Below are 21,730 nucleotides of genomic sequence, written 5' to 3' on the forward strand. Positions count from 1 at the left end.
CATGAACATCGCCCATTGGCTGCTGGACGCGGCCCAACGCTGGCCGCAGCGCCCCGCGCTGTTCGAGGGCTGCCGCCAGGTGGCCGACTACCAGGGCTTCGCCGCGCGGGTCCGGGCCCGCGCCCTGCACCTGCGGCATGACCACAGCATCGCCGCCGGGGACCGGGTGGCCTTGCTGCTGAAGAACAGCTGCGACTACCTGGAACTGCTCTACGCCATCTGGTGGAGCGGGGCCGTGGCGGTGCCGGTCAACAGCAAGCTGCATCCGCGGGAGGCGGCCTGGATCGTCGGCAATGCCGGGGCCAGGTTGATCTTCACCGACGGCGGCCGGACCTTCGAGCTGCAGGACTTGCCCGCCGATTGCCGCGAGGTGCCGGCCGACGTCATGCCGGTGCCGGCGGGCGCGGTGGACGCCGAGCTGCGCGAGCCCTGGCCGTGCGCCGACGACGAGCTGGCCTGGCTGTTCTACACCTCGGGCACCACCGGCCGTTCCAAGGGGGTGATGCTGTCCCACGGCAACCTGATCGCCATGTCGCTGTGCTACCCGCTGGATGTCGACCCGGTGCAGGCCGGCGATGCGCTGGTCTATGCCGCGCCGATGTCTCACGGCGCCGGGCTGTACAACTTCATTCACGTGCGCTGTGGTGCCCGGCACGTGGTGCCGCAATCCCGGGGGTTCGATGCGCCAGAGCTGTTCGGGCTGGCGCAGCAATTGGGGCAGGTCAGCCTGTTTGCCGCGCCGACCATGGTCAAGCGCATGGTCGAGCAGGCCCGGCAGCAAGGCTATGACGGCACGGGCATCAAGACCATCGTCTACGGCGGGGCACCGATGTACCAGGCGGACCTGGCCCAGGCCCTGGACACCTTCGGCCCGAGGCTGGTGCAGATCTACGGCCAGGGCGAGTGCCCGATGAGCATCAGCGCGCTGTCCCGGGAGCTGATTGCCGACCGCCAGCACCCGGACTGGCCGGCGCTGGCGGCGTCGGTGGGGCGCCCGCAGGCCTGTGTCGAAGTGCGCATCCTCGATGCCGGGGGGCAGCCCCTGCCGGCCGGCGCGCCCGGGGAAATCGCCGTGCGCGGCGCCCCGGTGATGCACGGCTACTGGGACAACCCGGCCGCCACCCGGGCGACCCTGGTGGAGGGCTGGTTGCTCACCGGCGATATCGGTTTCCTCGACAGCCGCGGCTTCCTGACCCTGACCGACCGTTCCAAGGATGTGATCATTTCCGGCGGCAGCAACATCTACCCGCGGGAAGTGGAGGAGGTGCTGATGCAGCATCCCCAGGTGTTCGAGGTGTGCGTGGTGGGCGAGGCGGATGCCGAGTGGGGCGAGTCGGTGGTGGCCTTCGTGGTTGCGCGCAGCCCCGACAGCCTCGACCCGCAAGTGCTCAACCAGTGGTTCGTGACGCGCATGGCGTCGTTCAAGAAACCGCGCAAATACCTGTTTTGCGCCGAGCTGCCGAAGAACAGCTACGGCAAGATTCTCAAGACCCGCTTGCGTCAGTGGCTGCTGGACCCCTCCGGGGCCCTCGGCGACCACTGAACGCGCTTTCCCATGGACCGCAGTACGACAGGAGTCTCCCAACATGGACGTGTCCTCTTGCAACCCCCAGCGCCAGCGGCGCCGGGCCTTTATCGGCGCCACCTCCGGCCACTTGATCGAGTGGTACGACTACGGCGTCTACGGCTTTCTGGCGCTGTACATCGGCAAGGCGTTCTTCGTCTCCGATGACCCCACCAGCAGCCTGCTGGCGAGCTTCGCGGCCTTTGCCCTGAGCTTTTTCATCCGCCCCCTGGGCGGCCTGTTCTTCGGCCCGTTGGCGGACCGCATCGGCCGGCGCCGGACCCTGATCACGGTGCTGGTGCTGATGGCCGGCTCGACCTTCCTCTTGGGCCTGTTGCCGACCTACGCCAGCATCGGCATCGCCGCGCCGGTCATCCTGGTGCTGATCCGCTGTGTGCAGGGGTTCTCCGCCGGTGGCGAGATCGGCACCATCACCAGCTTCATTGCCGAATACGCTGGCCCCGGGCGCCGCGGCTTCGCCACCTGCTGGCTGATGGTCACCGCGGTGCTCGGCCTGTTGCTGGGCGGCGCGGTGGCCAATGGCATGACCTGGGTCCTGGGCGCGGAACTGATGCAGAACTGGGGCTGGCGCATTCCGTTCCTGCTCGCCGGTCCTTTGGGCTTCATTTCCCTGTACATCCGCCTGAAGCTTGAAGACAGCCCGGAATTCCTCGCCCTGGCGCAGGCCGGGCAGACCTCCAAGGCGCCGCTGCGCGAAGTCTGGCAGTGGAAACGCTCGATTGCCCTGGTGTTTTTCATCATCACCCTGCACAGCTCGATCTTTTACCTGGTGCTGACCTTCGCCTCGACCTACATGTCCAACACCCTCAAGTTCGACAGTGGCACCACCTTGCTCTATGTGTTCGTCGCCAGCCTCTCGGCGGCGCTGGTCATGCCCCTGGGCGGGGCCTTCACCGACCGCTACGGACGCAAGCCGTTCCTGATGGTGATCGGCACCCTGGCCACCCTGGCGATGTACTGGTTCTTCAAGACCGCGCCCAACGCCACCCCGGCCACGCTGTTCTGGCCGTTGATGGCGGTGGCGATCCTGTTCGGGCTCTACGCGTCGTCGACCTACGCGCTGATGAGCGAGCTGCTGCCCACCCGCATCCGCTCCACCGGCATCGCCGTGGCCTACAACATTCCGGTGGCGGTGTTCGGCGGCAGCGCGCCACTGATTTCCACCTGGCTGATCAAGCTCACCGGCGACATCACCGCGCCCTGGTACTTCTACGTGGCCACTGGCGTGGCGTCGCTGATTGCCCTGGTGGTGCTGCGCAAGGAAGACTTTGTTGCCTGTGCTCCCGGCTTGCAAAACCATCACAGCCTGGCATCGCCGTTGCTGGTCAACCCGGCGCCCTGAGCCGGATTGAGCGAAACATTCATTCATCCCAGGCGCCGTCTGCTGCTGTCCTTCTCAGCGGTATTGCGCCGCCGGCACGGGGCCTTGATCCTTGCGCCCGGCGGTCAGGCGGTAGGCAATGCCCAGCCAGACAAACCACGCCGGCATCACGCACAGCGCCAGGCGGGTGTCCGGACGCAGGGCCAGCAGGCCGAGGACGAACAGCAGGAAGGCCAGGGCGAACCAGGCCATGGGCACGCCACCGGGCATCTTGTAGTGCGAGCGGGCGTGCAGTTCGGGGTGCTTGCGGCGGTAGGCGATGTAGGAGGCGAGGATGGTCGACCAGGTGAAGATCACCAGGATCGCCGACACCGTGGACACCAGGGTGAAGGCGGTCATCACCTCGGGCACTACGTACAGCAGCAGGACCCCCAGCAGCATCAGCAGGGTGGTGAAACTCAGGCTGATGACCGGCACGCTGTGGTTCGACAGGCGCTTGAACAGCCGGGGGGCATTGCCCTGGTCGGCCAGGCCGAAGAGCATGCGGCTGGCGGAGAAGACCCCGCTGTTGGCCGAGGAGGCGGCGGACGTCAGCACCACGAAGTTGACGAGGCCCGCCGCCGCCGGGAAGCCGGCAATCAGGAACAGCTCGACGAACGGGCTCTTGCTCGGCGACACCTGCTGCCAGGAGGTCACCGCAATGATGCAGGCCAGGGCCAGCACGTAGAACAGGATGATCCGCAGCGGAATGGCGTTGATCGCCTTGGGCAGGGTGCTGTGTGGGTCGCGGGTTTCCGCGGCGGCGGTGCCGATCAGTTCGGTGCCTGCGAAGGAGAAGATCGCCATCTGGAAACCGGCGAAGAAACCCAGCAGGCCGTGGGGAAAGGCCGCTTGCCGGTCCAGCAGGTGGCCCAGCGAAGCGGTCACGCCGGAGGGCGAGACAAACGCGCTGGCGATCAGCACCAGGCTCACGCTGATCAAGGTGACCACGGCAATGATCTTGATGATGGCGAACCAGAATTCCACTTCGCCGAACAGCCGCACGGTGAGCACGTTGAGGGCGAACAGGGTCAGCATCATGCTGATCGCGGGCATCCAGGCCGGCACGCCGGGGAACCAGTACTGGAAGAAACCGCCGACCACCACCGCGTCGCCGACCACCGCCACGCTCCAGCTCAGCCAGTAGGACCAGCCGAGAAAGAACGCCGCGCGCGGCCCCAGGTAGGCGCCGGCAAAGTCGGCGAAGCTCTTGAATTGCAGGTTCGACAGCAGCAGCTCGCCCATGGCGCGCATCACCAGGTACACGAACAGGCCGATGATCATGTAGATCAGGATGATCGAAGTGCCGGACATGGCGATGATCTTGCCCGAGCCCATGAACAGCCCGGTGCCGATGGCGCCGCCCATGGCCATGAGCTGGATGTGACGGTTATGCAGGGTGCGTTGCAGTGCAGGGCGCGCAGCGGCGCCGAGGGTGTCTGGAGTCATCACAAAACCTCTTGATTTTATAGTTGTCGAGTTTTGGCAGTGAAAGGTTGCTGGGGCTGCGCCTTGTGGTTGTAGGTCGGGGCGGCGCAGTCGGGGCAGGGCGCTGAACAGGGGCACGCGCGCTTGCCCTGTTCAGCGCTCATCGGGCCGGGCCTCAGCCGCTGGCCAGCCGGCGCGGGGCGTTGGTGGCGGCTTCGGCGCCCGGGCCGATCAGTTGGAACAGGTCCTTGAGGTTGGCCGGGGTCGGCACCAGGTGGATCTGCTCGCCTATGCCGTGTTCACGCGCCAGGTCGTGCAGGTAGCGCAGCGACGAAAAGTCCTCCAGGGCGAAGCCCACCGAGTCGAACACCGTGACCTGGGCGGCGTGCTCGCGCCCAGGTTCCAGGCCCTGGGCAATGCGAAAGTATTCGGTGACCGCAAAGTCTGCCGGCAACTGCTGGATGTCGCCCTCGATGCGCGTCTGCGCCTCGAATTCGACCACCACCCGGGCGTTGCGCAGGATCTGCGCGTGCAGCTCGGTCTTGCCCGGGCAGTCGCCGCCCACGGCATTGAGGTGCATGCCGGGTTCGATCAGCTCCGGGGTGAGGATGGTGGCGTAGGCCTTGTCCGCGGTCACCGTGGTGACGATATCGGCGCCCCGGACCGCCTCGGCCACTGAGCCGGCGATCTGCACCTTGAGCCCCGGCCAGGCGTGCAGGTTGTGCTGCAGCTTGCGCGAGGCGGCCGGGTCGATGTCGAAGATCCGCAGTTCGTCGATGCCGAGCATGTCGTGGAAGGCGATGGCCTGGAATTCGCTCTGGGCACCGTTGCCGATCAGCGCCATGACTCGGCTGTCCGGGCGCGCCAGGGCCTGGGCCACCAGGGCCGAGGTGGCGGCGGTGCGCACCGCAGTGGTCAGGGTCAGCTCGCTGAGCAGCACCGGGTAGCCGCTGTCGACGTCCGCCAGCACGCCGAAGGCCATCACCGTCAGCAACTGCCTGGCGGGGTTGCCGGGGTGGCCGTTGACGTACTTGAAGGCGTATTGCCGGCCGTCGTCTGTGGGCATCAGCTCGATCACCCCGGTGGGCGAATGGTTGGCCGTGCGCGGGGACTTTTCGAACGCCTGCCAGCGCTGGTAGTCGGCCTGGATGTAGCCGGCCATTTCACGGATCGCCCGGGCGACCCCCAGGCGCGAGTACAGGGCGGCTGCCTGATCCACATCGATATACAAGGTCATGTTGATTTCCCTCTCGGTCGGAACGTTGAACACTGCTGGGGAACGCGTCGGGCGCGCGTTAGCGGTTGGCATGGCCGTGCAGCACATTGACCGCGTTGATGCCGATCTCATCCACCATGTAGCCGCCTTCCATCACGAACAGCGTGGGCACGCCCACCGTGGCGATGAGCTGGCCCATGCCGAGGAAGTCCTGGCTTTCCAGGAGGAAGTGGCTGATGGGATCGTCCTTGAAGGTGTCCACCCCGAGGGACACCACCAGCAGCTCCGGAGCGAACGCGCGCAGTTGCCGGCAAGCCAGCTCAAGGGCTTCGCGGTAGCGCGGCCAGGTGGTGTTTTTCGGCAGGGGCAGGTTCAGGTTGCAGCCTTCGCCGGGCCCCGTGCCGCGCTCGTCGGCATGGCCGGAGAAGTAGGGGTAGGACACCGTCGGGTCGCCGTGCAGCGAGACGAACAGCACGTCGCCGCGGTCGTAGAAAATGTTCTGGGTGCCGTTGCCGTGGTGGAAGTCCACGTCCAGCACCGCCACCCGCTTGGCGCCCCGGGTGATGGCCTGCTGCGCGGCGATGGCGGCGTTGTTCAGGTAGCAGTAGCCGCCCATGTATTCACGCGCGGCGTGATGGCCCGGCGGGCGGCACAGGGCGAAGGCACTGTCCTGGCCTTCGTCGATCAGCGCCAGGGCGGTGAGGGCGATATCGGCGCTGGTGCGCGCCGCGTCCCAGGTGGTGGCGGTGATCGGCGAGCCGGCGTCCATGGCGAAGAAGCCCAGCTTGCCGTCGATGAAGTGCGGCACTTGCTGGTTGGCCAGGTCGCGCACCGGCCAGACCAGGGGCAGGGCGTCGTGGCGGCGGCCGGTGGCGCTCCACTCGTGCCAGGCGTTTTCCAGGAAGGCCACGTAACGTTCGCTGTGAGCGGCGACGTAGCAGGCGCGGTCGAAGCGCCGTGGCCCGATGATCTCGCCAAGCCCCACGTGGCGGACCCGGTCACGCACCGTATCGGCGCGGCTGGGTTGTTCGAAGGAGGGCTTGAGCACGCCATCCTTCAATTCGGTGCCGTGGTGCAGGCGGTGGGATTCGCTGAAGACGGTAAGCATGCTGAACGCATCCATTGTTATTGTCCGGTGCAAATAGTTTGTTCCGGCATGGCGGCGATTTCTTTGCTTTTTGTTCGGGTGGAAGTAGATTTTTGGGTAATATTTTTCCTATTGGTGGCTGATTGTGAAAAAAACCACTCGTCGCGTCAGTCTCGACGACACCGACCTGGCCATTCTTGCGCTGTTGCAACAGGACGCGAGCATTTCCAACGCCGAACTCAGCGAGCGCCTGTCACTGAGCCTTACCCCCTGCTGGCGGCGGCGCAAGCGCCTGGAGGAAGAAGGGGTGATCAGGGACTACCAGGCCAACCTCGACCGGCGCCTGCTGGGGCTGGACATCCTGGCGTTTGTCCATGTGCGTTTCGCCACCCACTCCGACCAGACCCCGGACGATTTCGAACAGGTGATCATGCGCCTGCCCGAGGTCCAGGCCTGCCACAAGATCACCGGCGATGCCGACTACCTGCTGCAGGTACTGGCCCGGGACCTGGACAGCTACAGCGACTTTGTCGAGCACGTGCTCAGGCGCCAGCCGGGCATCGCCTCGATCCAGTCGAGCCTGGCGCTGCGCGAGGTCAAGGCCACCAGCCGCCTGGCGATTGCCCAGCCGCTGCCCAGGTAGGGCAGCGATTTCCCAAGCGGCGGCGCCTGGCCGCGGCGCGGTGGTTGTCCAAGCCCTAGCGCCTACTGGAACTCGCCGGACTCCAGGCAGAAGGCGACCAGCGCCTGGTCGCTGTCGAGGTTGAGCTTGCGGATCGCCGAGATCTTCTGCGCGCTGACGGTCTTCACGCTGCGCTTGAGGTTGGCGGCGATCTGCATCATCGACTCACCGCGCACGAAGTGCCGCAGCACCTCGTATTCCTTGGGCGTGAGGCTGCTCAGGCCGTCGGCCATGGAGCGCACCGGGCTGCTGTGGAATTCGTTCGGCACCAGGCTCGGCGGGTGGTGGATGCGCCCCAGCCGGACGTTTTCCAGGGCACTGAGCAGTTCGCTCATGTCGTGGCGCTTGAGCAGCACCGAGCGCACGCCGATGTCATACAGCGCGGCCACGATCATCGGGTTGGACATCATGGTCAGCACCAGCACCTGGACCCTGGGAAAGTGGCGGATCAGGTAGGTCACCAGGCGAATGCCGTCGCCGAACTTCTCGTCGCCCTCCATGAAGTAATCGGTGATCACCACATCGATCCGCGGGTCGTCCGCCAGTTGCTGGACCAGCGCGCTCGGGGTGGTGACGGCGGCCACCACTTCATATTTACCGGTCTTGTGCAACAGGTCGCTGACGGCAGCGAGCACCAGGGGATGATCGTCAGCCAGGGCAACTCGGATTTTTTTCATGGTGGACACGATCCATTTTCGTCAAAGGAGATGCGCAGGGATGCGGGTGCTGCGAGAGGTCAGTCGGGCTGGCTGATGTCCTGCAAGGCGTGCAACAGCGTCAGGCTATTCGTGCGCGTGGTGGCCGTCAAACCGGCTTCGCGCAGGCTCTGGCCCAAGGCTTCCAGCTGTTGGATCAGGGTTTCGTAGCCGGCGACCGCCAGCGACCCGCGAATCCGGTGCAGCAGGTGGAAGATGCGTTCGTAGTCGTGTTGATCAAGGGCCCGGCGCAGGTGTTCGAGGTCGAGCTTCATGGTGTGGGTGAAAATCTGCCGCAGGTTGGGCGGCAGGCTGCCGCTATCCGGGGGCGTCGGTACGTCGGGCAACAGGCCCTGATCGTCCTCGGGGGCCACCTGGGTGAGCCGCGCCAGGCTGGCCCGCAGGGTCTGCAGGGGCACCGGCTTGACCAGCCAGGTGTCCATGCCGGCGGCCTGGCAACGGGCTTCTTCATCGCACATGGCGTTGGCGGTGATGCCGATGATCGGCCGGTCATCCCCCGAGGCCCGCAGGATGCAGGTCAGCTCATAGCCGTTCATGCGCGGCATGTTGACGTCGGTCAGCAGCAGGTCGTAGTCGCCCACCCGCCACAGGTCGAGGGCTTCGGCGCCGTCGGCGGCCAGGGTGTTGCGACAGCCCAGTTGCTGCAGCTGATGGCTCAGGGTCGCCTGGTTGATTGGGTTGTCCTCGGCCACCAGTACGTTCAAGCCCAGGGCCGGCAGGCCGCTCAGGTCACTCGGCGACGGCTCGCTGGGCTCCGGCGCGCGCCCCAGGCGGCGTTCGATCAAACGGCCGATGGCCATGAAATCACAGGCCTCGGCCAGGCTCGTGCCCGGGGCCTGGTGCTGCCCGCCGAGGTCGATCCGCAGCAGGCCGGTGGCCGGCGACGGCGCTTGCGGGCCGTCGTCCAGCAGGCGCAGGAGGATGCCCTCGCCGTGGGGCATGGCAGCCGCGGTGTCCAGGGGGCTGGCCTGGGCGCCCCATTTTTGCAGCCACAGGCACAGGTTGTCGGTCAGCTCGTGGTGCGGGCTGTGGACATGGATCTGCGTGCCGCCGAGGTCCGGTACAGGCGCGTCGGGCACCTCGTCCGCCACCGGCAGTTCCAGGCTCATGGTGAAGCTGCTGCCCAGGCCCAGCTCGCTGGTGAGGTGGATCTGGCTGCCCATCAGTGCCGCCAGCCGGGCGCAGATCGACAGGCCCAGCCCGGCGCCGTGCACCGTGTGGGAGTGGGCGTCGATCTGATAGAAGGGGATGAACAGCTGCTGCTGTTCCTCCTGGCCGATGCCGATCCCGGTGTCCACCACCTGCAGTGACAAGCGCACCCGGCCCTGGCTGCCGGGCTCGCTGCGGGCCCGTACGATCACATGCCCGGAATGGGTGAACTTGACCGCATTGCTGATCAGGTTGGTGAGGATCTGGCTGATTCGCCCGGGGTCGCCCAGCAACGGCGGCAGCGCCGGGTCGACCGAGGCAAACAGCAGCAGGCCCTTGTTGCGGGCCGCGTCGACAAACGCCGCGGTACAGCGCTGCACCAGCGCCCTGGGGTCGAACGACTGATCGCCGAGGGACAGTTGGCCGGATTCGATGCGGGTGATGTCGAGGATGTCACTGATGATCTGCAGCAACAGGCCTGAGGACACCTGGATGCGTTCGAGCAACTGGCGTTGCTCGCGGTCCAGGTCGGTCAGGCCCATCAGTTCCAGCGAACCGAGCACGCCGTACAGCGGCGTGCGGATTTCATGGCTCATGGTCGCCAGAAACACCGACTTGGCGCTGTTGGCCTTGTCGGCCGCCTGTTTTGCCTGGGTCAGTTGCTGTTCCATCTGGGCCCGCACGCTGAGGTCGGCGAAGGCGCAGACCAGCACGTCCTGGTTGCGGTAGCGGGTCGGTGCGTAGGCGATGTAGAACGAGCGGCCGTCGTGGCTCTGATAGTTCTCGATCTCCCCCGGTTCCCTGGCCTGGCTGATCTGCTCCAGCAGCCCCGGTTCCAGGCCGCTGTCCTGCAGGCTCTGGCCGACCTGGGTGTCGAACCATTTCAGCGCCAGGGTGTTGGCGAAGACAATCAGGCTGCGCTCGCGGCGGAACACGCACAGCGCCACCGGGGTGGTTTCCAGCAAGGTCCGGTTGAACTGGTCGCTTTCCACCAGCTCGCTGTGGGCCCGCTGCGCCGGCACGATGACCCGGCGCTGATACCAGCGGGCGTAGGCGCGGCCGGCCACGGGGCTGAGCACCAGCAGCAGGAGGATCCCCGCCAGGGGCCAGGAATGGCCGAGGAACAGGGTCCGGTAGCTCAGCAGGTAGTAGCCGGTCCAGGTGGCACTGTCGTCACTGACGCGAAAGACCAGGCCGTCGCTGCGCAGGTTGACCGCCCGGTCCATGTCCGCCGGTTGCGGGCGTTCCCCCAGCAGCAGGCCATCGTGCTGGCTTTCCAGCCAGAAGGCGTCATAGAAGGTCGGTTGCCTTGGCCGGGAAAAGACATTGATGCGCTGGCGGTAGCTCAGGGTGGCGGCGTAGGTGTCGGTGGCGCTGTCGCTGAAGCGCGGGTTGCGCAGTGCTTTGAAGGCCAGCAGGTGGCCGGCAAACCCCGGCAGGCGGATCCAGCGGACCTCGTCGTTGCCGCCGCCGCGGGCGCTGTTGCGGATGGCCTGGATGCTGGCCATGACCTGGGCGGCGGACAGAGACGGCTGGTGCGCGCCGACGGTCGGCACGGTAAAACTGCTGCCGGTACCGGCATCCACCACCAGCAAGGCCGAGGCCGGGTAGCTGGAGCGGACCCAGAAGCTGGAGTAGAGGTCCGCCAGGTAGCGGCCGAAGCTTGCGGCCCGGGCGCTGTCCAGGGGGCAATGGAGCATGTCCTCGCAGACCAGGGTGAAGGGGGTTTCCACAGGCGACGGGCTGCCCTGGAACAGGGTCGCGCCGAGCGCCTGCTGCTGGTCCATCAGGCGAAAGATGCGCGCCGTGCTCTGCGGGTCGTCGTCGCCGAACGGCTCGTTCTTCAGGCGTTCGAGCAGGGCTTTCTGCTCGCCCATGTAGCGGGTCAGCAGTTTGAAGTCCACGGCGATCCGTTCCTGCTCCTGGCGAATGATCCGTTGGCCACCCCAGAACAGGGCGCCCCCCATGATCAGCAGCAAGGGCAGGATGACGAACAGAACCAGATTCAGTCGTCGGAAGTTTTGTGCAATGCGTCGTAGCGGGATGTCTGGCATGGATGTGGAGAGACGGGCCGGGTGGGTGAAGAAAGAAGGGGTGTGACACTGCATCCCAGCAATTGTGTAAAAGCGTCCAGCTCCAATGCCGCCGAAATAAGATAGCCCTGGGCGCTATCGCAGCCAATCAAGCGCAAGAACTCCAGGTCGCGGGCCGATTCTACGCCTTCGGCCACCACTTCCAGGCCTAATTGCCGGCCCAGCTGCACCGCCGCCACCAGGGCCGCGGCACGGGCGTCATCGGCGGCGGCGCCATGGACGAAGTGGCGATCGATTTTCATCTCGGTGAATGGCGTGGAAATCAGCGCGTACATCGAACTGTAGCCCATGCCGAAGTCATCCTGAGCCAGGCCGAAACCTTTCAGGCGCAGGCGGCTGGCGCCCATGTGGTACTGGCCTGGGGACAGCGGCCGTTCGGTCTCCAGCAGCTCGAAGCACAGGTCGCTGGTGGACAGCCCGGCGGCAACGGTCAGGCGCTGCAACTGGTCCGGCAGGCCGGGGTCGTCCAGCAGCCCGGTGGGCAGGTTGACCGAGACCTTGAGGCGATAGCCCAGGCGCTGCCAGTGCTGCTGCGCCTGGATCGCGTCGTCGAGCATCAGCAGCAACAGTTGATGGTCCAGCTGGCAGCGGCTGATCGAGGCCAGGAACGAGTCCGGCATCAGCAGGCCGAAGGACGGGCTGTCCCAGCGCACCAGGGCCTCGGCGCCGACGATCCGGCCACTGCTCAGCGAGCGCCGGGGCTGGAACCTGGCCTTGAGTTCGCGACGCTCGATGGCCCGCTCCAGCACCTGGCGGTCGAACACCGCCGCATGCTCGGGCCGGGGCACGACCCCGTGGCCCTGGTGGTTGCCGATGATGGCGCTGATCTGCTCGACGTGGGTCGCTTCCAGTGGCTTGGGGAAGGTCCCGAGCACCGCCAGGCCTTTCTCCTTGGCCATCAGGCTGACGCTGTTCATCAGCCGTCGCGAGCAGGAGGAAACGATCGCCAGGATCGGCACTTGCTCGACGCCGGTCAGGGCGTGGATGAACTGCACTCCATCCATTTCCGGCATGTGCAGGTCCACCAGCACCAGGTCGTAGACCTGGCGGTGCAGCATGGCCAGGGCCTGGCGCGCGTCCAGGGCGCTGTCCACCGGGCCGAACCCTGCCTGCTGCAGCAGTTGCCGGGCCTGCATGCAGTGTATCGGGTGGTCGTCCAGCACCAGGACGCGCAGGGTTTTGGGCAAGCTCACATGACTTTCCTCTTGATGGATTGCAGTACCTCGCTCAAGGCGTCCAGGGGGACCGGCTTGAGGAGCAGTTGGCGGATCCCGGCCGCTTCGCAGCGGCTGCGCAGCACCGGTGACAGTTCACCGGTGATGCCGATGATGGGGCCGCAGAACCCGCGCTCGCGCAGGGCGCGGGCAAACGCCAGGCCGTCCATGTGCTCCATCTGCAGGTCGGTCAGCACGCCGTCGAAGGACAGCAGGTCGTCGCGTTTCAAGGCGTCGATGGCACTGGCGCAGGCCACCATGTGGTTGCCCAGGTAGCGGCCCTGCTGAAAGATCACCTGCAGCGACAACGGGCTGTCGTCCACCGCCAGCAGCTTGAGGTCCAGGCTCGGAACCAGGGCCTCGGGGGAGGCGAAGCGGCGCTCGGCGACGATGCCGGACTGGGCCTGGGCCACGGCATTGCGCAGGCTGTCGAGGCTGAAGGTGCGGGCGATCCAGCTGTCGCTGGCCTGGCGCTGCGGCGGGCCCATGCCGGGCGCGTGCATGATCACTCGCGGGCCACTCCAGGCCACCGGCCGCGATGGGCCGAGAAAGGCCTCCACCAGCACCGCCTTGCGGGACGGCGGGTCGCGCTCGGCGACATAGGGGATCGCCAGCGCGCCCCAGCGGCGTAACCAGTGGCAGAGGTTGAGGTTCACTTCCCGGACATCGCCGCGCACATACACCGGGGTTACCCCCAGGCGCGGCAGGTCGGGCGCCGGTGCCGCGTTGCAGGGCTCCAGGGCCAGGCTAAAACTGAAGCTGGAACCCAGCCCCGGCTCGCTGATGGCGGTCAACTGACCCTGCATCATGCACGCCAGCCGTTGGCAGATGGCCAGGCCGAGGCCGGTGCCCGAGGTCTTCTGGCCCAGCCAGTTGGGGACGCGGTAATAGGGCTCGAACAGGTTGGCCTGGAACTCCGGAGCGATTCCCGGGCCGCTGTCCACCACCTGGAAACGCAGGCGCGGAGCCTGGCCCGCCGGTGCTTCGGCATGCAGGCGCAGCACCACGTGGCCGGATTCGGTGAACTTGATGGCGTTGCTCACCAGGTTGTTGAGGATCTGGCGAATGCGCTCGCCGTCGCCGAGCACCTGCTCGGCGACATTCGGGTCCAGGGTCACGTACAGGCGCAGGCCTTTGCTGCGGGCCCGGGCCGAGTAACTGAAGGCCACTTCCTCCACCAGCCGGATCGCAGAGAACGGCGCGCGGTTCAGGCTCAGCCGGCCGGACTCGATCAGCGATAGGTCGAGGGTGTCGTTGATGGTCCGCATCAACGCCGAGGAGGCTTGTTGGGTGGCTTCCAGGTAGTCGCCCTGCTGCGCGCTGAGGGCGGTGGTACGGAGCATTTCCAGGGAACCGAGGATGCCGTACATGGGGGTGCGGATCTCGTGGCTCAAGGTACTGAGGAACAGGGTTTTTTCGCGGTTGGCCTGGTCCGACAGCAGCTTGGCCTGCAGCAGCGACTGCTCGGCCACCTTGAAGTCGGTGACGTCGCTGATGCAGCACAATACCGCCGCCACGCCGTTGTAGCCGGTGGGCGCGCAGGTCAGCTGGATGAACGTGCCATCCTCCAGGGCATGGTCGATGGCGTGCACGCGGCTATGCGGCTCGCCGAGAATCCGCTCGCGCAAGCCGGGGACCGAGGTCAGCCAGCGCCGCCCGGACTCGTTGCAGAGGATCAGCCGGCCGTTGTCGCGGCGCATCAGGCACAGGCCCACTGGCGCGACCTCGATGAAGCGCCGGTTGAGCGAAACGCTGTCCGCCAGGGCGCTGTAGTGGCGCATCGCCGGCTCCACCAGGCGCAGGCGGATATAGCGCGCACCGAGAAAGATCGCCGCGAACAGCAGCAAGGTCACCAGCAGGGTGCCGTACAGCGGGCCGGAACTGTCTTGCAGCAGTTGGCTGACCGGCGCGTAGTACACCAGGCGCCAGCCGGCGTTGCCCACGGATTTGTTGAGCACGATGTAGTCGGGCAGCCCGCCCAGGCGGTGCAGGCCGAAGGAGTCTTCGTCGGCCTGCAGGCGCGCCAGGCTGCCGGGCACTTGCCAGTTGGCGCTGTGCAGCACCAGCGCGCCTTCGGCGTCATAGAGCAGGTATTTGCCCTGGTGCAGGCCCAGCGGGTCGAGCGCCAGGTCGATCTCGGTGAGTTCCAGGCCGAGCCAGCCCTCGCTGGCGTGATGCTCGTCCACCGGGCGCAGCAGGTACACCTGCTTGTTGCCGTCGGCACCGGCCCAGTACCACAAGGTGCGCGCCCCCGGGTGCAGGGTCAGCAGGTTCTGCGCGGCGCGCTGGTCAAGCTGCTTGAGCCAGGGGGCGGCGCTGGCGTCGTCGGATGGCGGGGTGGGTTTGCTGCCCGGTGGCTCGTAGAGGGTGCTGACCAGGCCCTGTTCCGGGGCCAGGTAGAGCAGTTGGCTGTGGGTGTTGTCGACCTCGACCAGATCGCGGGCGGTGAGCACCAGGGCCCAGCGCGGCGATCCGGCACGGCCGAATGGCAATACCCGCAGTTGCTCGTTAGTTGCCAGAAAGTTGCGGGTGGAAGAACTAAGGCGATCATCGCTAGTGCGCACCGCCGAGGAAGAAATGGCCTTCAACAGGCTTTCCCGTTGATTGAAGAATTGTTGGGCGTTAAATGCCGCGGCGTTCATCTGCCGGCGATAGTTGGAAAGTGTTTCATTAAGTGACCATTGAATCACGAAGCCGGCGATGATCAGGATGCAGAACAGCAGGCTGTACATGAACAGCCGCAGCAGGACCACCGGAATATAGGACCCGGAAAAGTGGCTGGTAAGGGCTGGAAAATGGGCTGGTGTATGCATTGCTCCATGGTAAGGAGAACTTTCCATACCCATCTTCAGAATATTCTTAATGCCAGGGGGTTTAAGAAGATTCTCATTTGTTAGTTTGCCTATTGGCTCGACCATTTCTGCCTCTTGTGCTCTAACACAAAGGCTTGGAAGTTATGGTTGTGCTTAAGAAAACCATCAGTCTCGCGGTCAGTTCCGCGTTGTCGTTGATGACATTTGTTGCTCCATCCGCCACCGCTGCCGACTATGAAAACATCGATGTTTCTTCCGCCGAAGGTGAATCGCGGGTGCTGGATGACGCGCGCGTCGACCACGCCGGCAGCGGCCCGGCGGTGCGCGTCAGCGGTTCGCAAAATCAGTTGCAGGGCAGCGGCTACGATATCCACGCCACCGCGGGTGGCCCGAGCAATTCGGTGGTGGGCGTGCAGGTGGAGGCGGGTGGCAAGGCCCAGCTGTCCGATGTGACCATCACCACCGGCGGCTCCGATTTCGCCACTGGCGCCACGTCTGCTGGCGCCGGCAGCCGCTTGATCCTGAACAACGTGAACATCACCACCCAGGGTAACCAGAGCCGCGGTGTGGTGGCCTCTGCCGGTGGTCAGGCGGAGCTGTCCGGGGGCTCCATCAGCACCTCGGGCAACCAGGCCTCGGCATTGTCGGCCACAGGCAAGGGCTCGGCGATCAAGGCCTCGAACCTGACCCTGAGCAGCACCGCGAGTGGATTTTCCTCGGTCGTGCAGGTCCAGGACGGCGCGAGCATCGAACTGGAGCAGGTTGACATCAACTACCAGGGCTCTTCCTCAGCGCTGTCCGCCGATGGCGTGGGGTCGTCCATCAACGCCAATGGCGTCAACATCAGTGCCAGCAACGGGCGCGGCGTGGGCGTCAACAGTGCTTCGCTGACCTTCAGCAACGGCACCATCAACGCCAAGGGCGACGGCATCACCTTGAGCGGCCTGTACCAGAAGCCGGGCGGCACGGCGGTGGTCAGCAACAGCCGGATCACCTCGCAGAATGGCTACGGCATCAACGTCAACGCCGACCAGTCCGCCGCCGACCTGGACAACGTGCACATCACCACCCTGGGTGCCTATGGCTCGGCGATCTGGATGCCGGGCAGCAACACCCGGGTAGACGTCAAGAACAGCATTCTGCAAACCAGCGGCACCCAGGCTGTGGCCATCGACAACCGTGGCGGCGTGTTCAGCATGGACGGCGGCTCCATCATCACCCAGGGCAACAGCTCCCATGCGCTGTACGCCTCGCCGGACACCCCTGACAGCCCCGGCGCGGTGTTCAACGTCAGCCGCGTGCTGATCGAAACCAGCGGGCGTGGCGCCGTAGGGGCACTGGCCCGGATGTCGGGGGCGAACATCAGCCTGAGCAACAGCCGCATCGTCACCCACGGTGATCTGGGCTATGGCCTGTTCGCCTCGGGCCGCGGCGCCAGCGTGCAACTGCTCGACAGCGACGTGCAGACCTCGGGCGCGCAGGCCCACGGCCTGGCCATCAGCAACAACGCGACCACCCGGCTGCAGGGCTCGACCCTGGTGACCGGCGGAACCGACGCCCACGGCATCGTCAGCTACGCCACGGGCGCCGGGGTGGTGAACAACGTCGAGGTCACCTCCAGCCATATCCAGACCCAGAACGGCGCCGGCATCCAGGTCAACGGCGGCGGCTTGACCACGCGCTTCACCGACAGCAGCCTGAGCGCCCGCAGCGGCGGCGAGCCGGGCATCGCCTTGTGGATCACCGACCGCGCCGACGGGGTGCTGGCCGGCGCCGTGCAACTGCAGGCTGTCCGGTCGCAGCTGGTGGGTGACGTGCAGGTGGACGGCGGCAGCCTGCAACTGTCCCTGGCCGACCATTCCAGCCTGGACGGGGCGATCAGGGGCGGCAGCCGGGACACTCAGTTGAGCCTGGATGACAGCAGCGCCTGGACCCTGCGGGGCGACTCGCAGCTCACGCGCCTGAGCAACAACGGCGTGGTGGAGTTTGCCGACCCCGGACTGGCGGGCGCCTTCAAGCAGTTGCAGATCAGTGGCGATCTGAGTGGCGATGGCCGCTACATCATGAACACCGACCTGGGGCGCCAGCAGGGCGACCAGTTGCAGGTCGGCGGCCAGGTCACCGGCCACAACGACATCCTGGTGCGCAACTCCGGCGGTGAGCCAGGGGCTGAAGGGCAGAGCCTGACCCTGGTGCAAAGCGCGGGCGGCCCGGGTTCGTTCAGCCTGGCCAACCGTGGCGGCGTGGTGGATGCTGGGACCTATCGCTACGGCTTGCATGCCGATAGCCAGGGCAACTGGAACCTGGTCAACGTCGGCCGGACCCAGCCGGCGCCGGGGCCGGACAACCTGTCCACCGGCGCCAGCGCGGCGCTCAACAGCAGCGCCATCGCCACCTTGCGGGCGACCTGGGACGCCGAGCGCGCGACCCTGGTACAGCGCCTGGGCGACCTGCGCGAAGGCGCGGATCGCCAAGGCCTGTGGATCCGTGGTTTCGGCCAGCAGCAGTCGCTGGACAACGGCGTCGGCCGCGATTTTTCCCAGCAGGTGCAAGGCACCCAGTTGGGCCTGGATACCCGGCTCGACACCGCCGGCGGCACCCTGGTGCTGGGCGCGCTGGCCGGCTACAGCCAGACCGACCGCGACTTCAAGCGCGAAGGCAGCGGCAAGCTCGACAGCTACCACCTGGGCGGCTATGCCACCTACCTGGATGATTCGGGCTGGTACACCGACACCCTGCTGACGCTGAACCGCTGGTCCACCCGCCTGGATGTGTGGGGCACCGACGGCGCCAAGGTTTCCGGGCATTCACGCAGCAAGGGCGCGGGCCTGTCGGTGGAAGCCGGCAAGCAGATCGACCTGGGCAATCGCTGGTTCGTCGAACCCCAGGCGCAGGTGTCCATGCTCTATGCGCGCTCCGACAACTACCGCCTGGACAACGGCCTGCAGGTGCAGCCCGGCGAGGGTCTGTCGACCCAGATCCGCAGCGGTGCCCGGGCCGGGCGCCACCTGCAACTGGACAATGGCACGCGTTTGCAGCCTTACCTCAAGGCCGGCTGGGTCGAGGACCTGTCGGCGCAGAACAAGGTCCGCACCAACGGCATCGCCAGCCGCCCCGATGGCAGCGGTGGCGGCTGGTACGCTGGCGCCGGCATCAGCGCCGAGCTGAGCCGCCGCCACCAGCTGTATGCCGAGCTGGAGACCAGTGAAGGCACGAACATCGACCGGCCGTGGGCGGCCAACCTGGGTTATCGCTTGTCCTTCTGAGGTGCATTCATCGCCGCGGCCAGGGTCTGGCGCACGCCTTCGGCATAGCGGGTCTTGGCAATCGGCCCGAGCAAGCGTTGCAGGGCCGAGTCGTCGAGGATCAGCGGCGAGCTGAGCAGGTAGTGCATCTCCACCATCTCGCGCAGCAACGGGTCGAACAGCCCCAGCAGGCGCAGCAGGTTCTTGCCGATCACTCGCTGCTTGAAGGGCGCGGCGCCGTGCTGGCGGATCAGCTCCAGCAGTTGGCGCTGGCTGGTGACCCCGGCGCCGCCCAGGTGCCAGGTCTTGCCGAAGGCGCCGGGCTGCTCGATCAAGCGGCAGACCACCGGGCCGACATCGGGAACGAAGACGAATTCGTGAGGGCGATCGAGGGGCCCCACCAGGTTCGCCGTACCGCCCCGGACGGCAGCCTGGAACGCGCCGTGCAACAGGCTTTTATCGACCCCCGGGCCGTAGAAGTCCGGCAGGCGCAGCACCGTGGCCTGGATTTTCCCCCCGGCATGGGCCTGCCACAGCAGGTCTTCCTGGGCCTTGCGCATGCGCCCCTTGAAGCTGTTGGGCTGGCGCGGGTGATCTTCGGCCACTGGGTTGCCCTGGGGCGGGCCGTAGGGGTAGACGGTGCCGATCAGCAGGATCTTGCGCACCCCGGCGGCGATCGCCGCGTCCAGGGTCTTGCGCATCAGTTGCGGGTGCAGTTCGAACTGCCAGTAGTTGACCCCCACCAGATAGATCAGGGTGTCGATGCCGGCGGCTGCGGCTTCGATGCTGGCGCTCCGCTCGGGGTTCCAGGTCACGCATTCGGCCAGCGGGTCGGCGCCGAAGGCCTGTTGCAGGCTGGCGGCATCGCGGCCCACCACCCGATAGGCCCGCCCCTGACTGCGCAGGCTGCTGGCGATACTTTGACCGATGGCGCCGGCGGCACCCAACAGGGCGATGTCTGGCATGGCGAGGTTCCTTGTGGTTGACGAGTGCTTGCAGGGTGCAAAATCCTCGGCTAAATGAAAATTGCCTGTTCCTCGATGGTCTCTATAAAAAAATGCATACCCAGACTGACAATGCCCCTCACTGGGATTGGTACCGCAGCTTTCTCGCGGTGCTGGAAACCGGTTCGCTTTCCGCTGCTGGCCGCGCCATGGGCCTGACCCAGCCCACGGTCGGCCGGCATATCGAGCAGCTTGAGTCCGCCCTGGGCCTGACGCTGTTCATCCGTTCCTTCGACGGTTACGCCGCCACCGAAGCGGCGCTGGAACTCAAGCCTTACCTGCTGCAGGTGGCGGCGGGGGAGGCGGCCTTGCGCCGGGTGGCCAGCAGCCATGGAGCCGGCGTGCAGGGCTGTGTGCGGATCTCGGCCAGCGAAGTCATCGGTGTCGAGGTATTGCCGCCGATGCTCGCCCGCTTGCGCCAGCAACATCCCCAGCTGGTGGTCGAGCTGGTGCTGTCCAACCGTGCCGACGACTTGCTGCAGCGCGAGGCGGACATCGCGGTGCGGATGTTTCGCCCGACCCAGGAAGCGCTGCTGGTGCGCCGCGTGGGGGATATCGAACTGGGCCTGCATGCCCATCGCGATTATCTGGCGCGCGAGGGCACGCCGCAGACGCTGGAGCAGCTGGATGGCCATGCGCTGATCGGCTTCGATCGGGAAAGCGCCTTTATCCGACGCATGCAACAGCAGTACCCACTGCTCTCCCGCGGTCGTTTTGCGCTGCGCAGCGACAGCGATCTGGCGCAACTGGCAGCGCTGCGCGCGGGGTTCGGCATTGGCGCCTGTCAGGTCCGGCTGGCCAGCGCCGACCCGCGGCTGGTGCGGGTCCTGGCCGAGGCGTTCGCACCGCGCCTGGAAACCTGGGTGGCCATGCACGAAGACCTGCGGGACAGCCCGCGCTGCGCGGTGACCTTCGCCGCGCTGGCGCAGGGGCTGGCGGCCTACGCCGAGGGCGGTTGACGGCGGGGGAGGTTGAGAAAGGTTGTCAGGCGGCCCCGGGAACGGTTTATCATACGCTGTATGTTTAGGCCTTCAGGAGGCAACGCCCATGGCATTTGGCAAGGTATTCATCGCCACTTCGGTGGACGGTTTCATCGCTCGCGACGATGGCGCCATCGACTGGCTGCCCAGCGGCGAGTCCGGCGAGGACTATGGCTACACCGCGTTCATGGACGCGGTGGACGGGATTGTCATGGGCCGCGCCACCTACGACAGCGTGCTGGGTTTCACCCCCTGGCCGTTCGCCAAGCCGGTGGTGGTGCTCAGCCGCACCCTTGGCCAGCAGGACGTGCCCCAGCGCCTGGAGGGCCGGGTGCGCATCAGTGCCATGCAGCCTGTGGAGCTGGTCGCGCAGTTGCGGGCCGAGGGCTGGAAGAGCGCCTATATCGACGGCGGCACGCTGATCCAAGCCTTTCTCAGGGCCGGCCTGATCGATGAAATGACCCTGACCCGGGTGCCGGTGCTGATCGGCAGTGGCCGGCCATTGTTCGGCGCCCTGGCGCAGGATCTGCGCCTGAGCTGCATCGACTCCCGGCGCTATCCCGACGGGCTGGTCAGCACCCGTTATCGGGTCGAACGCGAGGCCGCCCATGACTGAGCGTCCCAAGCGCAGCGGCCGCCCCGTGGCGGGTCGCGAGCTGAGCCTGGATCAGGTCCTCGACGTCGGCCTGGCGTTGCTGGAGGAACTGGGGCCCCAGGGCTTCGGTGGCCGGGCCCTGGCGCGGCAACTGGGGATTACCCCGATGTCGGTGGCCTACCACGTTGGCGACCAGCACAACCTGATGCGCCTGCTGGTGGAGCGAGTGCACGCAGAGCCATTGCCCGAGCCGGCGCCGTCGTTGCCGCCGGGGCAACGGATCCAGGCGCTGCTGGGCGAGTACATGGCCCGGGTTCGGCGCCACCCGGCGCTGACCTTGTGCATCCTCGGTGACCTGCGGTTGTTCGCCGGCTCCCTGGCGGCCTTCAGCCAGCGCCTGCGCGAGGAAGTGCGCGCCTTCGACACCGACCCGGTGCTGTTCGACCTGCTGGTGGACTACAGCCACGGCCACGCCCTGGCGCTGGCCCTGGCCGGGGAGGCCGGGGCGGAACTGGATGGAGCCTTCGAGGCGGGGCTGCGACGCTTGCTGCGCTGAACGGCGT

15 protein-coding genes are annotated in these 21,730 nt (G+C 66.5%); 7 read left to right on the forward strand and 8 right to left on the reverse strand.

The genetic code is table 11. The features are described from left to right. Window position 1: 1 nt before the first annotated feature. The gene (locus tag LXM55_RS25470) at window positions 2-1,543 is read left to right on the forward strand and encodes a class I adenylate-forming enzyme family protein (protein ID WP_233322918.1); all 1,542 of its coding nucleotides are present in this window, start codon (window positions 2-4) and stop codon (window positions 1,541-1,543) included. 43 nt (window positions 1,544-1,586) lie between these two features. Further along, window positions 1,587-2,927 (forward strand): MFS transporter, encoded by a 1,341-nt coding sequence (locus tag LXM55_RS25475; protein WP_233322919.1) that lies wholly within the window; start codon window positions 1,587-1,589, stop codon window positions 2,925-2,927. 54 nt (window positions 2,928-2,981) lie between these two features. Here the strand turns inward: LXM55_RS25475 and LXM55_RS25480 are convergent, their stop codons facing one another. From LXM55_RS25480 to LXM55_RS25490, 3 genes are all read right to left on the reverse strand, one after another. Beyond that, a complete protein-coding gene (locus LXM55_RS25480; RefSeq protein WP_233322920.1) occupies window positions 2,982-4,394 on the reverse strand; it encodes an amino acid permease in 1,413 nt (470 codons plus the stop codon). 154 nt (window positions 4,395-4,548) lie between these two features. Continuing rightward, a complete protein-coding gene (locus LXM55_RS25485) occupies window positions 4,549-5,610 on the reverse strand; it encodes an ornithine cyclodeaminase (RefSeq protein ID WP_233322921.1) in 1,062 nt (353 codons plus the stop codon). Window positions 5,611-5,668: 58 nt separating this feature from the next. Then, on the reverse strand, window positions 5,669-6,697 hold the full coding sequence (locus tag LXM55_RS25490; protein ID WP_233322922.1) for a histone deacetylase family protein: 1,029 nt from the start codon (window positions 6,695-6,697) through the stop codon (window positions 5,669-5,671). Window positions 6,698-6,818: 121 nt separating this feature from the next. On the opposite strand from LXM55_RS25490, the gene LXM55_RS25495 reads away from it, so the two are divergent. Beyond that, window positions 6,819-7,319 carry an Lrp/AsnC family transcriptional regulator gene (locus LXM55_RS25495; RefSeq protein ID WP_233323006.1) on the forward strand — a complete coding sequence of 167 codons (501 nt, stop codon included), beginning with the start codon at window positions 6,819-6,821 and terminating at the stop codon, window positions 7,317-7,319. Between the two features lie 62 nt (window positions 7,320-7,381). Here LXM55_RS25495 and LXM55_RS25500 read toward each other — a convergent pair whose 3' ends face one another. Genes LXM55_RS25500 through LXM55_RS25515 form a run of 4 tightly spaced genes read right to left on the reverse strand, consistent with a single transcriptional unit; the run spans window position 7,382 to window position 15,343 of the window. After that, window positions 7,382-8,035, reverse strand: coding sequence for a response regulator (locus LXM55_RS25500; RefSeq protein WP_233322923.1), 654 nt, complete (start codon window positions 8,033-8,035; stop codon window positions 7,382-7,384). A gap of 59 nt (window positions 8,036-8,094) precedes the next feature. Next, window positions 8,095-11,277: a hybrid sensor histidine kinase/response regulator gene (locus LXM55_RS25505; RefSeq protein ID WP_233322924.1), complete on the reverse strand. Its 3,183-nt coding sequence runs from the start codon at window positions 11,275-11,277 to the stop codon at window positions 8,095-8,097. Next, window positions 11,229-12,509, reverse strand: coding sequence for an EAL domain-containing response regulator (locus LXM55_RS25510; protein ID WP_233322925.1), 1,281 nt, complete (start codon window positions 12,507-12,509; stop codon window positions 11,229-11,231). Before LXM55_RS25510 ends, LXM55_RS25505 begins: the two co-directional genes overlap by 49 nt. Beyond that, window positions 12,506-15,343, reverse strand: a complete 2,838-nt coding sequence (locus LXM55_RS25515; RefSeq protein ID WP_233322926.1) for an ATP-binding protein — start codon at window positions 15,341-15,343, stop codon at window positions 12,506-12,508. Before LXM55_RS25515 ends, LXM55_RS25510 begins: the two co-directional genes overlap by 4 nt. A 143-nt stretch (window positions 15,344-15,486) precedes the next feature. Between LXM55_RS25515 and LXM55_RS25520 the strand changes: the two genes are divergently transcribed. After that, window positions 15,487-18,609, forward strand: a complete 3,123-nt coding sequence (locus LXM55_RS25520; protein WP_233322927.1) for an autotransporter outer membrane beta-barrel domain-containing protein — start codon at window positions 15,487-15,489, stop codon at window positions 18,607-18,609. Here LXM55_RS25520 and LXM55_RS25525 read toward each other — a convergent pair. Beyond that, window positions 18,591-19,553 carry an SDR family oxidoreductase gene (locus LXM55_RS25525; RefSeq protein ID WP_233322928.1) on the reverse strand — a complete coding sequence of 321 codons (963 nt, stop codon included), beginning with the start codon at window positions 19,551-19,553 and terminating at the stop codon, window positions 18,591-18,593. The genes LXM55_RS25520 and LXM55_RS25525 overlap by 19 nt on opposite strands. A gap of 92 nt (window positions 19,554-19,645) precedes the next feature. Here LXM55_RS25525 and LXM55_RS25530 point away from each other — a divergent pair, with 92 nt between their 5' ends. The 3 genes from LXM55_RS25530 (at window position 19,646) to LXM55_RS25540 (ending at window position 21,723) form a co-directional block, all read left to right on the forward strand. Then, window positions 19,646-20,551, forward strand: a complete 906-nt coding sequence (locus LXM55_RS25530; protein ID WP_233322929.1) for a LysR family transcriptional regulator — start codon at window positions 19,646-19,648, stop codon at window positions 20,549-20,551. Window positions 20,552-20,639: 88 nt separating this feature from the next. Then, window positions 20,640-21,188 carry a dihydrofolate reductase family protein gene (locus LXM55_RS25535; protein ID WP_233322930.1) on the forward strand — a complete coding sequence of 183 codons (549 nt, stop codon included), beginning with the start codon at window positions 20,640-20,642 and terminating at the stop codon, window positions 21,186-21,188. Then, a complete protein-coding gene (locus tag LXM55_RS25540) occupies window positions 21,181-21,723 on the forward strand; it encodes a TetR/AcrR family transcriptional regulator (protein WP_233322931.1) in 543 nt (180 codons plus the stop codon). Before LXM55_RS25535 ends, LXM55_RS25540 begins: the two co-directional genes overlap by 8 nt. Window positions 21,724-21,730 lie beyond the last annotated feature (7 nt).

This window comes from Pseudomonas sp. Au-Pse12 (genome assembly GCF_021341665.1).
Taxonomy (GTDB): Bacteria; Pseudomonadota; Gammaproteobacteria; order Pseudomonadales; family Pseudomonadaceae; genus Aquipseudomonas.

Bases quoted from the DNA above. Each gene is read 5' to 3' on its own strand.
- LXM55_RS25470 (WP_233322918.1), top strand. From the start codon at position 2: ATGAACATCGCCCATTGGCTGCTGGACGCGGCCCAACGCTGGCCGCAG.
- LXM55_RS25475 (WP_233322919.1), top strand. From the start codon at position 1,587: ATGGACGTGTCCTCTTGCAACCCCCAGCGCCAGCGGCGCCGGGCCTTT.
- LXM55_RS25480 (WP_233322920.1), bottom strand. From the start codon at position 4,394: ATGACTCCAGACACCCTCGGCGCCGCTGCGCGCCCTGCACTGCAACGC.
- LXM55_RS25485 (WP_233322921.1), bottom strand. From the start codon at position 5,610: ATGACCTTGTATATCGATGTGGATCAGGCAGCCGCCCTGTACTCGCGC.
- LXM55_RS25490 (WP_233322922.1), bottom strand. From the start codon at position 6,697: ATGCTTACCGTCTTCAGCGAATCCCACCGCCTGCACCACGGCACCGAA.
- LXM55_RS25500 (WP_233322923.1), bottom strand. From the start codon at position 8,035: ATGAAAAAAATCCGAGTTGCCCTGGCTGACGATCATCCCCTGGTGCTC.
- LXM55_RS25505 (WP_233322924.1), bottom strand. From the start codon at position 11,277: ATGCCAGACATCCCGCTACGACGCATTGCACAAAACTTCCGACGACTG.
- LXM55_RS25515 (WP_233322926.1), bottom strand. From the start codon at position 15,343: ATGCATACACCAGCCCATTTTCCAGCCCTTACCAGCCACTTTTCCGGG.
- LXM55_RS25520 (WP_233322927.1), top strand. From the start codon at position 15,487: ATGGTTGTGCTTAAGAAAACCATCAGTCTCGCGGTCAGTTCCGCGTTG.
- LXM55_RS25525 (WP_233322928.1), bottom strand. From the start codon at position 19,553: ATGCCAGACATCGCCCTGTTGGGTGCCGCCGGCGCCATCGGTCAAAGT.
- LXM55_RS25530 (WP_233322929.1), top strand. From the start codon at position 19,646: ATGCATACCCAGACTGACAATGCCCCTCACTGGGATTGGTACCGCAGC.
- LXM55_RS25535 (WP_233322930.1), top strand. From the start codon at position 20,640: ATGGCATTTGGCAAGGTATTCATCGCCACTTCGGTGGACGGTTTCATC.
- LXM55_RS25540 (WP_233322931.1), top strand. From the start codon at position 21,181: ATGACTGAGCGTCCCAAGCGCAGCGGCCGCCCCGTGGCGGGTCGCGAG.